The organism is Caballeronia zhejiangensis (assembly GCF_022879815.1).
Taxonomy (GTDB): domain Bacteria; phylum Pseudomonadota; class Gammaproteobacteria; order Burkholderiales; family Burkholderiaceae; genus Caballeronia; species Caballeronia zhejiangensis.
In genome coordinates this window covers 1,288,663-1,302,928 of record NZ_CP084283.1, presented here as the reverse complement: position 1 = coordinate 1,302,928, position 14,266 = coordinate 1,288,663, and the positions used below count along the sequence as shown (strand labels likewise).

The following is a 14,266-nucleotide window of genomic DNA, read 5'->3' as shown; positions in this document are numbered from 1 at the left end:
GAAAGATACGGCCATCGTGGAAAAAAGAAGGCGGCTCCCGCCGCCTTCTGTCGCTATCGCAAAAACCAGATGATAACCGCTCGCGCGCCGGACCCCGCCGACACGAGCCTCAACTCGGCTCGCCTTCAGGCGGGACTTCGTCCGTCAGCGCTTCTTCCAGCCGCTTGAAAATGCGCTTGGTCGCGCCGCGCGGCTGAAGCGCAAACAAGAGCAGCGAGCGGCCCGTCACCTGATACACATCGTCCGCGCCGAACTCCGGCAATTCCTCGCGAATCGGCGCGTTGGTGTCGATGAGACAAATCCACTCGTCGGGGCCCGGAATGTCGGGCAGCGTGAAATCGACCACGTCGTGATACGCGTTGACGATGAGCAGCAGCGTCGCATCCGATGCCGGCTTGCGGATGCCCGTCGCCTGCGCGCGCCCGTCCATCACCACGCCGAAGCAGCGCATGTTCGGATCGTCCCATTGCTCCTGCGTGAGTTCGTCGCCGGTCGTGCCGAGCCACCGGACGTCGGCGACCTGCAGGTCCTCGTTGTATTCGCCGGTCAGAAAGCGCTGGCGCCTGAGCACCGGCAGCGTGTGACGCAGCGTCGTCAGCTTGCGCACGAATTCGGTGAGCGCGCGGCCATCGTCGTCGATGTCCCAGTTCACCCAGCTGATGTCGTTGTCCTGGCAATACGCGTTGTTGTTGCCCTTCTGCGTGCGGCCGAATTCGTCGCCGGCGAGCAGCATCGGCGTGCCTTGCGAAAACAGCAGCGTCGCGAGCATGTTGCGCTTCTGGCGCTCGCGCAGCGCGCGGATCTCGGGGTCGTCGGTCGGACCTTCGACGCCGCAGTTCCACGATTTGTTGTCCGAATGGCCGTCCTTGTTGTCCTCGCCGTTCGCCTCGTTGTGCTTCTCGTTGTACGAGACGAGATCGTTCAGCGTGAAGCCGTCGTGCGCGGTGATGAAGTTCACGCTCGCCCACGGACGGCGCCCGCGCTTGTTGAACTTGTCGCCCGATGCGGTGATGCGCTTGCCGAGCTCAGGCGACACGCCTTCGTCGCCCTTCCAGAATTCGCGCACGGTGTCCCGGTAACGATCGTTCCATTCCGCCCAGCCCGGCGGAAAGCCGCCCACCTGATAGCCGCCCGGACCGCAATCCCACGGTTCCGCGATGAGCTTCACGCTCGAGAGAATCGGGTCTTGCCGGCAACTGTCGAGGAAGCCGCCGCCCTCGTCGAAGCCGTAGGGCTCGCGGCCGAGAATCGTCGCGAGATCGAAGCGAAAGCCATCGACGTTCATCTCCGTCACCCAGTAGCGCAGGCTGTCGGTGACCATCTGCAGGACGCGCGGATGCGACAGGTTGAGCGTATTGCCGGTGCCGGTATCGTTGATGTAATAGCGCGATTCCTCGGGCATCAGCCGGTAGTACGACGCATTGTCGATGCCGCGAAACGACAGCGTCGGCCCGCGTTCGTTGCCTTCGGCGGTGTGGTTGTACACGACGTCGAGGATCACTTCGAGGCCGGCCTCGTGCAGCCGGTCGACCATTTCCTTGAACTCGGCGACGACGCCCGGCCCGCGCGCGAAGTAGCGCGGATCGGCGGCGAAGAAGCCGATCGTGTTGTAACCCCAGTAATTCGTGAGGCCCTTGTCGAGCAGATAACTGTCATTGACGAACGCGTGGATCGGCAAAAGCTCGACCGACGTCACGCCCAGGCTCTTGATGTAATCGACCACTTCCTTCTGTCCGAGCCCCTCGAAAGTGCCGCGCATGTGCTCCGGAATCGCCGGATGCAGCTTCGTGTAGCCGCGCACGTGCGTCTCGTAGAAGATCGTGTGCTCCCACGGCACGCGCACGCGCGTCGCATGCGTCCACGAGAAGTCCTGATCGACGACCTGGCACTTCTGCATGAAGGGCGCGCTGTCGCGTTCGTCGAAGGTGAGATCGTCGCCTTCGGCGTTGAGCGTATAGCCGAACACGGCCGGGTCCCACTTCAGTTCGCCGACGTGCGCCTTCGCGTACGGATCGAGCAGCAGCTTGTTGGGATTGAAGCGATGTCCGGCTTCGGGCTCGTACGGTCCATGCACGCGATAGCCATAGACCGCGCCGGGTTGCAGGCCGTGAACGTAGACGTGCCAGACTTCATCGGTGTATTCGGGCAGTTCGATGCGCTGCGTTTCCTTTTCGCCCTTCTCATCGAAGAGACACAGCTCGACTTTGGTCGCGTTCGCGGAAAACAGCGCGAAATTCACGCCCTGTCCGTCCCAGGTTGCGCCGAGCGGAAACGGGGAGCCTTCGGCAATGCGGATTTCGTTGGGCATGAGATGATGTGTTCGAAAGATTGACGCGAAGTGCGTCGGGATCGTGCGTTGGCATTGCGCGGCTTCAAGCCGATCGTAAAGAGCATATCCCGTGCCCGTGGCCCGGCCCGGCGTGCAGCTTGCTTCATGCGGTTCGCGCCATCGAGACGCACCCGCGTCATGCGCTGCGCGTGTAAAACCTTCCCGCCGGGAGCGCCGAATGCTCTGCGTTCGACGAACGCTCGACACGCCCTTTTATCGCCGAAGGAGAACGCGCCTTGTCCACCCGCCCTGGTTCCGCTTCGACGAATACACCCATCAACGGCGCGGCCGAGCAAAGCCGCGCCATGGGCCGTTCACTGCGCGACGCGGTTCCGTTCGACGCGCACGGCGCCTGGTCGCCCGAGCCGGACCGGCCCGATCCCGTCGAACGCGTGCTCGCGGGCAACGCGGGCCGGCAGGAGCGGCTCATTCCGCTGCGGATGCAACGCATGGCCGAGTCGCCGTTCGCGTTCCTGCGCGGCTCCGCGACGGTGATGGCGTGGGATCTGGCGAAGTCGCCTTCGATCGGCCACAACGTCATCATCGACGGCGACGCGCACGTCAATAATTTCGGCCTTTTTCGCACGCCGCGCCAGGACGTCGTGTTCGATCTGAACGATTTCGACGAAACGCTCGTCGGCCCGTGGGAATGGGACTTGAAGCGTCTGACCGCGAGCATCAACGTCGCGGCGCGCGAAAATGGCGTCGATGCCGCCGGGCGCGAAAGCGCCGTGCGTTCGGCATGCGCCGCGTATCGCACGACGATGGCCGGACTCTGGCAAGTAAGCCCCTACGATCTCTGGCAGATGCGCTCCTACGCGAGCGCGCTGCACATGGACGCGCCCACGAAGCTCGATTCCGACGAGAAGGCGACCATAGAGAAAACCGTTGAACGCGCGATGAAGCGCTCGCACGCGACGATGCTCGCGAAAGTCGCGGAGCCCGTCGGCAAAAGCTATCGCTTCAAGGCCGATCCGCCGATCCTGACCGCGCTCGACGCCGCCGAGAAAAATCATGTGATCGATGGCCTGAAGGCTTATCTGGAAACGCTCGCCGGCGAATGGCGCATGATGCTCGAACGCTACGACGTCGTGGATGTCGCGCATCGCGTCGTCGGCGTGGGCAGCGTCGGCACGCGCGCGTATCTCGTGCTGATGCTCGGCCGCGCGCTCGGCGATCCGCTCTTCATTCAGGTGAAGGAAGGCATCGTGCCGGCCGCCGCGCCGTTCGTGCCGCCGCTCCCGGAGCCGTATCGCCATCAGGGACGGCGGGTCGTGCACGGTCAGCGTCTGATGCAGAGTTCATCGGATGCGCTGCTCGGCTGGACGACCATTTCCGGCCGCGACTTCTACGTGCGCCAGATGAAGCAGATCCGCGGCTCGATTCCCGTCGACTGGCTGCACGGCGCGACCTTCGACTTTTACGCGTGGTGCCTCGGCCTCCTGCTCGCCCGCGCCCACGCGCGCACCGGCGATGCCGCGCTCATCGCCGGGTATTGCGGCAACTCCGACCGGCTCGACGCCGCCTACGCGATGTGGGCCGAGCGCTATGGCGCGCAGACGGTCGCGGATCACGCGGCTTTTTGCGCGGCGATCAGCGTGGGGCGCGTGCCGTCGGCCTGAGCGAATTCCGGCGCCCCGCGCGAGCCGCAATCGAATTGACTATCATTGTCGGTGCCCGCAACGAAACGCGCCGCGCCCGGCGTTTCGCGCGGGTTCCAACGGCATAGCCCTTGCTGCCGCCTTGGCCCGCACAACCGTCTAACGCACACTGGAGGAAGCCGCGCATGAGCATGATCGAAGAATTCAAGAACTTCGCCCTGAAGGGCAACGTCATGGACCTCGCGGTCGGCGTCATCATCGGCGGCGCATTCTCGACGATCGTCAATTCCGTCGTCAAAGATCTGATCATGCCGGTGGTCGGCCTCGCCACCGGCGGCCTGGACTTTTCGAACCTGTTCGTCCGGCTCGGGCCGATACCGCCAACGTTCAAAGGCAATCCCGATTCGTACAAGGACTTGCAGACCGCGGGCGTCGCCGTATTCGGCTATGGCTCGTTCATCACCACGCTGATCAACTTCATCATTCTCGCGTTCATCATCTTTCTGATGGTCAAGTTCATCAACAATCTGCGCAAGCCGGCCGAAGCCGCGCCGCCGCCCGCGACGCCCGAAGACGTGCTGCTGCTGCGCGAGATTCGCGACGAACTCAAGAACGCACCGCGCGTCTAGCCGGGCAAACCCGCTCGCATCGCAGCGGAACCCGCACGGCGCGGGCGGGTCTGCCTGATTGGCCACCCTACCCCTTGGTGCGCCCACCCGCTTTTTTCTTCATGAAAGCTGTTCGCGTGGGGTGCAGCAGGACTATTATTGAGATAGATGCTCTGAGGGAAGCCAAGCGGGCCGCCAAACGGTCGTCGGCACGAATCGTGCGCCAGGAAGGAGCAGCGGCTCTTGCCGTTGCTAAAAACGAATGGCCCGATTCACCGTGACCTAATCACATCGATGCGCTATAAAAGATCGACGTGCGGCGCGCAAGACGGGAGTGGCCGCATGAGGACGCTGCGTTTCTTGCAATTCTTTTTCAGGCGAGTTTTTATGTCCTTCCCGAAAAAGCGTAAGCGCGTGAAGGCTGATGGCGACGAGTCTTTTCTCGCCGTGCTTCGGCATTTCAAGCCATTTGGTCAGCTAGACACCAAGATCGCCAGGGCTCGCGCCCAGGATGAACCGGTGCTGTACGCACATGTGTTGCCGGGACTCGATGTCCTTCTGTGCAGCGTGCGAGGCGCCCAGCCGCCCTACCCGGCGATCGACGAGCTGCACAGGCGTTGTGTCGAATCCATCACCAACGCGCTCGAACAGCCGCTCGACGGACTCGAGAACGGCGGTTACTGGTACGAGGGAAACGGTTTCGGTTTCCTTGTATTCGCGAGCCGCGCCCGCGCCCAGATCCTGAGCGAATTCGGCGCGACGGCTTCGGCGCGCAGGCGTCGCGGCACGCGCCGTCAGGACGCAGGCGACGCCGCTTCGCGACCGCTGCGCTGATCCTGCGCGGACCTCCCTGGTTTCTGCCGATGCACGCGGGCCTCGCTGACGAGGCTCGTGCGCCGAGCGCGCTTCGCGCAAACCCCGACTACTCCCGCACGCGTTCCTGTCCTTTAATGGAAGCCACGCGCGAAAGCGTGATGGCGCGTGCCTTGCTGCATCGGTATTCGAAGCATCTTGCGACGCCACGCGTCGCATCGCTCTGACCGATCCACCACACTACAAGGAGAACACCATGTCGGAACACGTCTACAAGCAGATCGAACTGACCGGCTCGTCGCCGCAATCGAGCGATGACGCCGTGCGCGTCGCGCTCGAGAAGGCGTCGAAAACGCTGCGCAACATGCACTGGTTCGAAGTGGTGGAAACGCGCGGGCACATCGAGGACGGCAAGATCCTGCACTGGCAGGTGACGATCAAGGTGGGACTGCGTATCGATTGATGCGCGTGGCTCATCGCATGAAAAAACCGCGCTTCGTTTTGCAACGAAGCGCGGTTTTACATTGCGGCGAGCGAACGATGCGCGCTTACTTCGGCAGCGAGCCGTCCACGCCTTCGACGTACCAGTTGATGCGCTGCAGTTCCGGGTCGGTCAGCGTCTTGCCGGCCGGCACCTTCTCCGCGCCCGACTGATCCTTGATCGGACCGCTGAACACATCCCACTTGCCTGCGTGCAACTCGTCACGCTTCGCGGAGATCGCCTGCACTGCCTTCGCGGGAATCGCGCCGGTATTCAGGTCTTCGAGATCCACGGCCTTCTGCGGAATGCCGAGCCATACCGGATCGTTCTTCCACTTGCCGTCGATCACCTTCTGGATCACGTCGTTGTAATACACGCCCCAATGCGCGACGACCGAGCCCAAATGCGCGCTCGGGCCGAACTTCTTCATGTTCGAATCCCAGCCGAACGCGAAGACCTTCTTCTCGGCGGCGGTGTTGAGCGTCGCGTTCGAATCGGTGTTCTGCAGCAGGACGTCGGCACCCTGGCCGATCAGCGTTTCGGCTGCCTGCTTTTCCTTGCCCGGATCGAACCAGCTATTGATCCAGATGACCTTCGTGTGGACCTTCGGGTTCACGGAGCGCGCGCCCATTGTGTACGCGTTGATGTTGCGCACCACTTCCGGGATCGGCACCGACGCGACGAAGCCGAGCGTGTTCGTCTTCGTCACGTAGCCCGCGGCGACGCCCGCGAGATACGCGCCCTGATACATGCGCACGTCATACGTGCCGAAGTTCTTCGCCTTCTTGAAGCCGGTGGCCGTCAGGAAAATGGTGTCCGGAAAATCCTTCGCGACCTTCAGCGCGAAATCCTGATAGCCGAAGCTCGTCGCGAAGATGACCTTGTTGCCCTTGTTCGCGAGATCGCGGAACACGCGTTCCGAGTCCGCCGATTCCGGCACGTTCTCGACGCGCGTGATCTTGATCTTGCTGCCGTACTTCGCTTCGGCCTCCTTGCTGCCGGCGTCGTGCGCGAAGGTCCAGCCTGCATCGCCCGGATTGCCGAGATAGACGAACGCGACGCCCGGCGCATCCGCCGCCTGCGCGCTCAAGGCCGCGACGGTGGCGGACAGTGCGACCGTAGCGGTGATCGCCTTCAGCCATGGTTTATTCATTGTGATTCTCCTGGTCGATGTTGTGTGTCAAACGAATTGCTTTGGCCCGCATCAGTGTGGTCGGTCAAAAATGAGAACGGAACCGCGATGCTGCGCGCGAACAACAGCGGCATCAACTCGCCGCGAAGAACGGCTTGCCGAGCGATGCGGGCGCGTTGAGCCTGATCGTGTTCGGGTTACGCGAGATGAGCACGAGCACGACGATCGTCGCGATATACGGCAGCATCGCGAGAAATTGCGTCGGTACCGGGACGCCGATCGCCTGCGCGTAGAACTGCAGCGCCATCACCGCGCCGAACAGCAACGCGCCGATGAGCAGCCGGCCCGGGCGCCACGTCGCGAACACGACGAGCGCGAGCGCGATCCAGCCGCGCCCCGACGTCAGTTGCTCCTGCCAGACGTGCAGATAGACGATCGAGTAATAGCCGCCCGCGATGCCGGCCATCGCGCCGCCGAAGAGCGTCGCGCCGTAGCGCACGCCGACGACCGGAAAGCCGACCGAATGCGCGACCGCCGGCGATTCGCCGACCGAGCGCAGCACGAGCCCCGCCCGCGTCTTGTAGAGGAACCAGCCGATCACCGCGAACATGATGAACGCGAGATAGCCGAGCGGCGTGAGCGAGAAGATCGCCGGGCCGAGCACCGGAATGCTCGACAGCCCGGGAATCGGCATCACGTCGATGGTCGAGCGCACCGCCGCCGACGTATAGGGCTTGCCGACATACGCCGAAAAGCCGATGCCGAAGATGGTCAGCGAGAGGCCCGTCGCGACCTGATTCGCGAGCATCGTGATGGTGAGAAAGCCGAAGAGCAGCGCCATCGCGAGCCCGGCGAACACCGACGCGACGATGCCGAGCCACGGGCTGCCCGTGATCGCGGTGACGGCGTAGCCGGTGACGGCGCCCATCAGCATCATGCCTTCGACGCCGAGATTCAGTACGCCGGATTTTTCCGCGACGAGTTCGCCCGCGCCCGCGTACATCAGCGGGATGGCGGCGATCACGGCGCTCGAAGCGAGATTGCTGGCTTGATTGATGTCCATGTTTCTCTCGACCTCGTTAAGCGGCGTGATGTGCAGGCGTCCTGCGCTTGATGCGGAAATTCACGAACAGATCGCAACCGAGCAGGCAGAACAGCAGCAAGCCCTGAAACACGCCCGCGAGCGCCTGCGGCAATTGCAGCGACGTCTGCACCGCTTCGCCGCCGAGATAAAGCAGCGCCATCAGCAGACTGGCGAGCACGATGCCGACCGGATGCAGACGCCCCACGAACACGACGATGATCGCCGTGAAGCCGTAGCCCGGCGACCAGCCCGCCTGAAGCTGGCCGATCGGACCGGCCACTTCGCCCATGCCCGCGAGACCCGCGAGGCCGCCGGAAAGCAGGAGCGAGGTCCAGATCGTCTTCTTGTCGGAGAACCCGGCGTAGCGCGCGGCGAGCGGCGCGAGACCGCCTACGTTCATCCGGAAGCCCGCGAAGCTCTTGCGCATGAAGAGCCACACGCAGGGAATCGCGATCGCCGTCAGAAACACCGACGCGTTGATGCGCGTGCCCTTCAGCCATGTCCAGTGCCAGTCGCCGTAGAGACGCGGGAAGAGCGCGTCGTCGCCGAACATCGCCGAGATCGGGAAGTTCATGCCTTCCGGATCGCGCCACGGACCGCTCACGAGATAGATGAGCAACTGCGTCGCGACGTAGGTGAGCATCAGGCTCGTCAGGATTTCGTTCGTGTTGAAGCGGCTCTTGAGCAGCGCGGGAATGCCCGCCCACACCATTCCGCCGACGATGCCGCCCACCATCATCAGCGGCAGCGTCCACCAGCCGGAAGCATCGCCGACATGGACGGCGATGCCGCCCGCGACGATGCCGCCGAGCAGCATCTGCCCTTCCGCGCCGATGTTCCACACGTTCGCGCGATAGCCGACCGCGAGTCCGAGCCCGATCAGGCACAGCGGCGACGCCTTGAGCACGAGCTCCGACCAGCCGTTGATGCTGGAGAGCGGCTCGATGAAGAACGCATGCATCGCGCGCAGCGGATCCTGTCCGACGAGGCTGAAAATCAGAAAGCCGATGACGAGCGTCGCCACGGCGGCGACCACCGGCACCGCGAGCTGCATGACGCGCGAGGGCGCCGGACGCGCTTCGAGTCGATAAGGGAAGATCATCGTTCTTTTAGTGCTTCTGAAGAGAGTCGGATTCGACGGCGGACGCGGGCTTGCCTTCGAAGAGGCCGGCCATGAAGAGGCCGATCTCCTCCGCATTGGTTTCGCTCGTCTTGCGCACCGGCGAGAGCTTGCCGCGCGCGATGACGGCGAGCCGGTCGCAGATATCGAAGAGTTCTTCCAGTTCTTCCGAAATCACGAGAATCGCGACGCCGCGCGCGGACAGATCGAGCAGTTGCTGGCGGATGAAACCCGCCGCGCCGACATCGACGCCCCAAGTCGGCTGCGCGACCACGAGCACTTTCGGCTCCTGAAGAATCTCGCGTCCGACGATGAATTTCTGCAAGTTGCCGCCGGAGAGACTTTGCGCGAGCGCATCGCTGCCGCCGCAACGCACGTCGAACGACTTGATGCAGCGTTCCGCGAATGCCTTGACCGTGCCCGCCTTGATCCAGCCGCCGCGCACCATGTTTTCGCGATGCGCGGTGAGCAGGCCGTTATCGGCGAGCGACATCGCCGGGACCGCGCCGCGGCCGAGCCGCTCCTCCGGCACGAACGCGAAGCCGAGCCGCCGGCGGCCGCCCGCGGTGAGACGCGCGGCGGGCTTGCCGCAGATCGACACGGCATCGGCGGCGACGTGTTTATCGCGGATTTCGCCCGACAGCGCCGCGAGCAACTCCGCCTGTCCGTTCCCCGACACGCCCGCGATCCCGAAAATCTCGCCCGCGTGCACCCCGAACGAGACGTTGTCGAGCGACGTGCCGAACGGGTCCGGACTCGCGACCGACAGATTTTTCACCGCAAGGCGCACGTCGCCGGGATTGTGTTCGCGGCGCGTGTAGTCGGGCAGCGAATGGCCCACCATCAGTTGCGCGAGCGACGCATGCGTCTCCTTGCGCGGATCGACGTTGCCGGTCACGCGACCGCCGCGCATCACGGTGGCGTTTTCGCACAGCGACTGTATTTCGTCGAGCTTGTGACTGATATAGAGAATGCTGCAGCCCTCGGACGCGAGGCGGCGCAGCACCTTGAAAAGCTTCTGCACGGCTTGCGGCGTAAGGACGGACGTCGGCTCGTCCATGATGAGCAGCCGCGGATTCTGCAGGAGGCATCGCACGATCTCGACGCGCTGCCGTTCGCCGACGGTCAGGCTGTGGACGTGGCGCTGCGGATCGACATCGAGGCCATAGTCCTTCGACACATCGCGGATGCGCTTGCCGAGCGCCTTCATGTCGAACTTTTCGTCGAGCGCGAGCGCGATGTTTTCGGCGACGGTCAGCGTCTCGAACAGCGAAAAGTGCTGAAAGACCATGCCGATGCCGAGCTTGCGCGCGGCGGCCGGGCTGCCGATCTCGACCGCCTCGCCCTGCCAGCGGATCTCGCCTTCATCCGGGCGCACCGCGCCGTAGATGATTTTCATCAGCGTGGATTTGCCCGCGCCGTTCTCGCCGAGCACGGCGTGGATTTCGCCCGGCATGACGACGAGATTCACGCCGTCGTTCGCCTTGACCGACGGATACTGCTTGCTGATACCGGACAACGCCAGGCGCGGTGGCGTCGTCGACGTGGAGATGGCGTCGCCCATTGAGATCCAGAGATGCGCCCGGCCACCGAGCAGGCCGGGCTGGAAAAAGTTACCGCTCGAGAGCGCAAGACAGCGTGATGTCGCACGAACTCATATCGCGGGCAGAATTTACAGAATTCGAGACGCTAAGTCGATAACTCAAAATTATGTGTTGCGCCCCGCAAACCCAGGCATCGCGGGTAACTCACATCTTGACGAATTTTTTGCAACATATTAAAAACGATATGTCGCACCCCTGCGTCGATCAGCCAGAACATATAGTGGAGATAACATGAGTCAGCAACGCGAGGCGATCGATACTTACTTATTGCGCGTCTTGCATACCCTCCTGATGGAACGCAGCGTGACGCGTGCGGCCGTCAAGCTCAATCAGTCGCAACCCGCCATCAGCGCTGCCTTGCGGCGCTTGCGCGACATCACCGGCGACCCGCTTCTCGTGCGCGGCAAGTCCGGCATGGTGCCGACCGAATATGGCCTGCGCCTGCTCGAACCGACGCAGAACGCGCTGCGTGAAATCGAGCGCATCAAGGTTCAGCAGCATAATTTCGACCCGTCCACTTCGGTGCGGTGCTATCGGATCGGCTGTCCGGATTATCTGAACGTGCTGTTCGTGCCGACTGTCGTCGAGCGCTTCAGGCAGGCCGCGCCCAACGCCACGCTCGAATTTCATTCGCTCGGTCCGGCGTTCGATTACGAACTCGCGCTGGAGGACGGCAAACTCGATATCGTCGTCGGCAACTGGCCGGAGCCGCCCGAGCAGTTGCATCTTTCGAATCTGTTCGTCGACAAGATCGTGTGTCTCGTCAGCAATACGCATCCTTTCGCGAAGCGCGGCGGGCTTACGCTCGATCAGTACCTGAACGCGCCGCATCTCGCGCCGACGCCCTATTCCGTCGGGCAGCGCGGCGCGATCGACGTGCATCTCGCGCGGGAACGGTTGAAGCGTCATGTCGTCGTTACGTTGCCGTACTTCAATCTCGCGCCTTACGTGTTGATCAAGTCGGATCTCGTGTTTACGACGACGCGGCTGTTCGCGGACCATTACGCGCGGTTCTTGCCGCTGGCAGTCGTGCCCGCGCCGCTCGATTTTCCGCCGATGCAGTATTACCAGTTGTGGCATGAGCGGTGTCATTATTCGGATGAAGTGCGATGGTTGCGGGGGCTCGTCGCCGAGGCGACGCGGTCGTTGATCGATCAGCCTTAACGCTTTCCTTGCTCGTTCGTGAAACCTGTGTTCGCGTCGGTCTATTAGCGTTGCCCCGGTGCGAAAAGACCGACGCGAACACAGGTTTCACGCAACGCCCCCAAGAAAGATCAAGAGCCCGAAGAAGCAGCCTGAACCAAGTCCCGCGCCAGACGATTGTGGCGCTCCACGACCGCGCCTAGATCCACCGTCGCAAGCACCCCATCCTTCACCACGATCTTCCCGTCGATAACACTGGTCGACACCTGCGACGGAGCACAGAACACCAACGCAGCGACAGGATCAGAAAGCCCCCCGGCAAACGCGACCTGCGAGAGGTCGAAGGACACAAAATCCGCCGCCATGCCCGGCGCAAGCGCCCCGATATCATCGCGATTGAGCACCCTCGCGCCCCCGAGCGTCGCAATTTCCAGCGCCTCACGCGCAGTCATCGCATCCGGCCCGAACCCAACGCGTTGCAAGAGCAAAGCCTGCCGCACTTCCGCGACCATCTGCGCGCCATCGTTCGACGCCGACCCATCCACGCCGATACCCACCGGCACGCCCGCATCGCGCATCGCGCGAATCGGCGCGATCCCGGACGCGAGCCGCATGTTCGAGCACGGGCAATGCGCGACACCCGTCCCTGTGCGCGCAAAAAGCTCGATGCCCGCCTTGTCGAGCTGCACGCAGTGCGCGTGCCACACGTCATGCCCGACCCAGCCGAGATCCTCCGCATATTCCGCCGGCGTCATGCCGAATTTCTCGCGGCTATACGCGACATCGTTCACGTTCTCGGCCAGATGCGTGTGCAGCGACACGCCGTATTCGCGCGCGAGCAGCGCCGCATCGCGCATCAATTCGCGGCTCACCGAAAACGGCGAACAAGGCGCGACGACCACGCGCAGCATCGCGTAACGGCCTTCGCCGTGATACGTCTCGATCAGGCGTTGCGAATCCTTCAGAATCGCATCCTCCTTTTCGACGACCGAATCGGGCGGCAAGCCGCCATCCTTTTGTCCGACGCTCATGCTCCCGCGCGCCGCGTGAAACCGCATGCCGATCTCGCGCGCCGCCGCGATGCTGTCGTCGAGCCGGCTGCCGTTCGGATAGATATACAAGTGATCGCTCGACGTCGTGCAACCGGACAGCAGCAGTTCGGCCATCGCGGTCTGGGTCGAGACATGGATCATTTCGGGCGTCAGATGCGCCCAGATCCTGTAGAGATTCGTGAGCCAGCCGAAAAGCTCGGCGTTCTGCGCGGCGGGAATCGCGCGCGTGAGGCTCTGATACATGTGATGGTGCGTGTTGACGAGGCCCGGAATCACGAGATGACCGCGCATGTCGAGTACGTCGTCGGCGGATTGCGGAAGTTCGCTCGTCGGCCCGACCTGCACGATGCGATTGCCCTCGATATACATGCCGCCATCGGCGATTTCGCGGCGCGCTTCGTCCATCGTGACGAGCATGTGGGCGTTCTTGACCAGAAGACTGCGTGGCATAAGCTAACTCTCTCCAGAGACAGTTGGGAAACCAGTGAAAAGCCCCGGTTACCCAGCGTCTGCCGCCGTCTTCGGGACGCGGCAAATATCCATGGATATTGCGCGCACCGCTACTGTCCGCAGCCAAAAAATCGGACGCAATCAAGCGGCAGTCATAGTCATCTTCACGGCGGCAATATATTCCCGATTATTGGCGCGGGTAGCATCGGCGAAAAGCGATTCCGAGCGCGTGCGTCTTGCTTACGCGACGCTGTCATGCGTCAGGCATTATCTTTCCTATCGCGGCCGCACAGCGCGTCTCGAATTCCTACAATGCTGTACACGGCGCGCATCTGAAACGCCGACGGGTATGTAGCCACTGACGTGGAGCCTCGATCCGCCGCAGACGCACCTCGAGTAATCAGGTGCCGAATTTCGGATCGATGCGCAAAGCCGGATCTCGCACAACTCAAGGAAACTGCGAATGGGCAAGCTCACTACCCACGTCCTCGACACCGCGCACGGCCGCCCGGGCGCGAACCTCAAAGTCGAGCTGTTCGCGCTCAACGGCGACGCCCGCCGCGCGATCAAGACCATCCACACGAACGACGACGGCCGCGCCGATGCGCCGCTGCTCGAAGGCGCCGACTTCGAAACCGGCGAATACGAACTCGTGTTCCACGCAGGCGACTACTTCGCCGCGCTCGGCGTGAAAGTGCCCGAGCCGCGCTTCGTCGATCGCGTCGTGCTGCGCTTCGGCATCGCGGATGCTTCGTCGCACTATCACGTTCCGCTGCTCGTGTCGCCGTGGGCGTACAGCACCTATCGCGGAAGCTGAGCGGCAGCCAAAACATCGCTTGAACCCCACAA

At 63.1% G+C, this 14,266-nt stretch carries 12 protein-coding genes; 6 read left to right on the top strand and 6 right to left on the bottom strand.

What is annotated here, in order from left to right:
* Positions 1 to 109: 109 nt before the first annotated feature.
* Complete coding sequence (gene glgX, locus LDZ23_RS06250) at positions 110 to 2,308, bottom strand: glycogen debranching protein GlgX (protein ID WP_175980004.1); 2,199 nt, start codon at positions 2,306 to 2,308, stop codon at positions 110 to 112.
* A 257-nt stretch (positions 2,309 to 2,565) separates the two neighbouring features.
* Here glgX and LDZ23_RS06245 point away from each other — a divergent pair, with 257 nt between their 5' ends.
* The 4 genes from LDZ23_RS06245 (at position 2,566) to LDZ23_RS06230 (ending at position 5,814) form a co-directional block, all read left to right on the top strand.
* Positions 2,566 to 3,951 carry a DUF2252 domain-containing protein gene (locus LDZ23_RS06245; protein WP_175980003.1) on the top strand — a complete coding sequence of 462 codons (1,386 nt, stop codon included), beginning with the start codon at positions 2,566 to 2,568 and terminating at the stop codon, positions 3,949 to 3,951.
* A 164-nt stretch (positions 3,952 to 4,115) separates the two neighbouring features.
* The gene (gene mscL, locus LDZ23_RS06240; protein ID WP_008349984.1) at positions 4,116 to 4,559 is read left to right on the top strand and encodes a large conductance mechanosensitive channel protein MscL; all 444 of its coding nucleotides are present in this window, start codon (positions 4,116 to 4,118) and stop codon (positions 4,557 to 4,559) included.
* A gap of 321 nt (positions 4,560 to 4,880) precedes the next feature.
* Positions 4,881 to 5,372 carry a hypothetical protein gene (locus LDZ23_RS06235; RefSeq protein ID WP_244808037.1) on the top strand — a complete coding sequence of 164 codons (492 nt, stop codon included), beginning with the start codon at positions 4,881 to 4,883 and terminating at the stop codon, positions 5,370 to 5,372.
* Between the two features lie 235 nt (positions 5,373 to 5,607).
* On the top strand, positions 5,608 to 5,814 hold the full coding sequence (locus tag LDZ23_RS06230) for a dodecin (RefSeq protein ID WP_008349988.1): 207 nt from the start codon (positions 5,608 to 5,610) through the stop codon (positions 5,812 to 5,814).
* A gap of 85 nt (positions 5,815 to 5,899) precedes the next feature.
* Here the strand turns inward: LDZ23_RS06230 and LDZ23_RS06225 are convergent, their stop codons facing one another.
* From LDZ23_RS06225 to LDZ23_RS06210, 4 genes are all read right to left on the bottom strand, one after another.
* On the bottom strand, positions 5,900 to 6,985 hold the full coding sequence (locus LDZ23_RS06225) for a BMP family ABC transporter substrate-binding protein (RefSeq protein ID WP_008349990.1): 1,086 nt from the start codon (positions 6,983 to 6,985) through the stop codon (positions 5,900 to 5,902).
* Between the two features lie 112 nt (positions 6,986 to 7,097).
* A complete protein-coding gene (locus LDZ23_RS06220; protein WP_008349992.1) occupies positions 7,098 to 8,027 on the bottom strand; it encodes an ABC transporter permease in 930 nt (309 codons plus the stop codon).
* A 16-nt stretch (positions 8,028 to 8,043) separates the two neighbouring features.
* Complete coding sequence (locus LDZ23_RS06215; RefSeq protein ID WP_008349994.1) at positions 8,044 to 9,150, bottom strand: ABC transporter permease; 1,107 nt, start codon at positions 9,148 to 9,150, stop codon at positions 8,044 to 8,046.
* 7 nt (positions 9,151 to 9,157) lie between these two features.
* Complete coding sequence (locus LDZ23_RS06210; protein WP_034473593.1) at positions 9,158 to 10,732, bottom strand: ABC transporter ATP-binding protein; 1,575 nt, start codon at positions 10,730 to 10,732, stop codon at positions 9,158 to 9,160.
* 271 nt (positions 10,733 to 11,003) lie between these two features.
* Here LDZ23_RS06210 and LDZ23_RS06205 point away from each other — a divergent pair, with 271 nt between their 5' ends.
* Positions 11,004 to 11,936 (top strand): LysR substrate-binding domain-containing protein, encoded by a 933-nt coding sequence (locus LDZ23_RS06205; RefSeq protein WP_008349998.1) that lies wholly within the window; start codon positions 11,004 to 11,006, stop codon positions 11,934 to 11,936.
* 110 nt (positions 11,937 to 12,046) lie between these two features.
* On the opposite strand, the gene LDZ23_RS06200 is transcribed toward LDZ23_RS06205, so the two are convergent.
* Positions 12,047 to 13,417: an 8-oxoguanine deaminase gene (locus tag LDZ23_RS06200; protein WP_244808036.1), complete on the bottom strand. Its 1,371-nt coding sequence runs from the start codon at positions 13,415 to 13,417 to the stop codon at positions 12,047 to 12,049.
* Between the two features lie 463 nt (positions 13,418 to 13,880).
* Between LDZ23_RS06200 and uraH the strand changes: the two genes are divergently transcribed.
* Positions 13,881 to 14,234, top strand: a complete 354-nt coding sequence (gene uraH / locus LDZ23_RS06195; RefSeq protein WP_008350002.1) for a hydroxyisourate hydrolase — start codon at positions 13,881 to 13,883, stop codon at positions 14,232 to 14,234.
* Positions 14,235 to 14,266 lie beyond the last annotated feature (32 nt).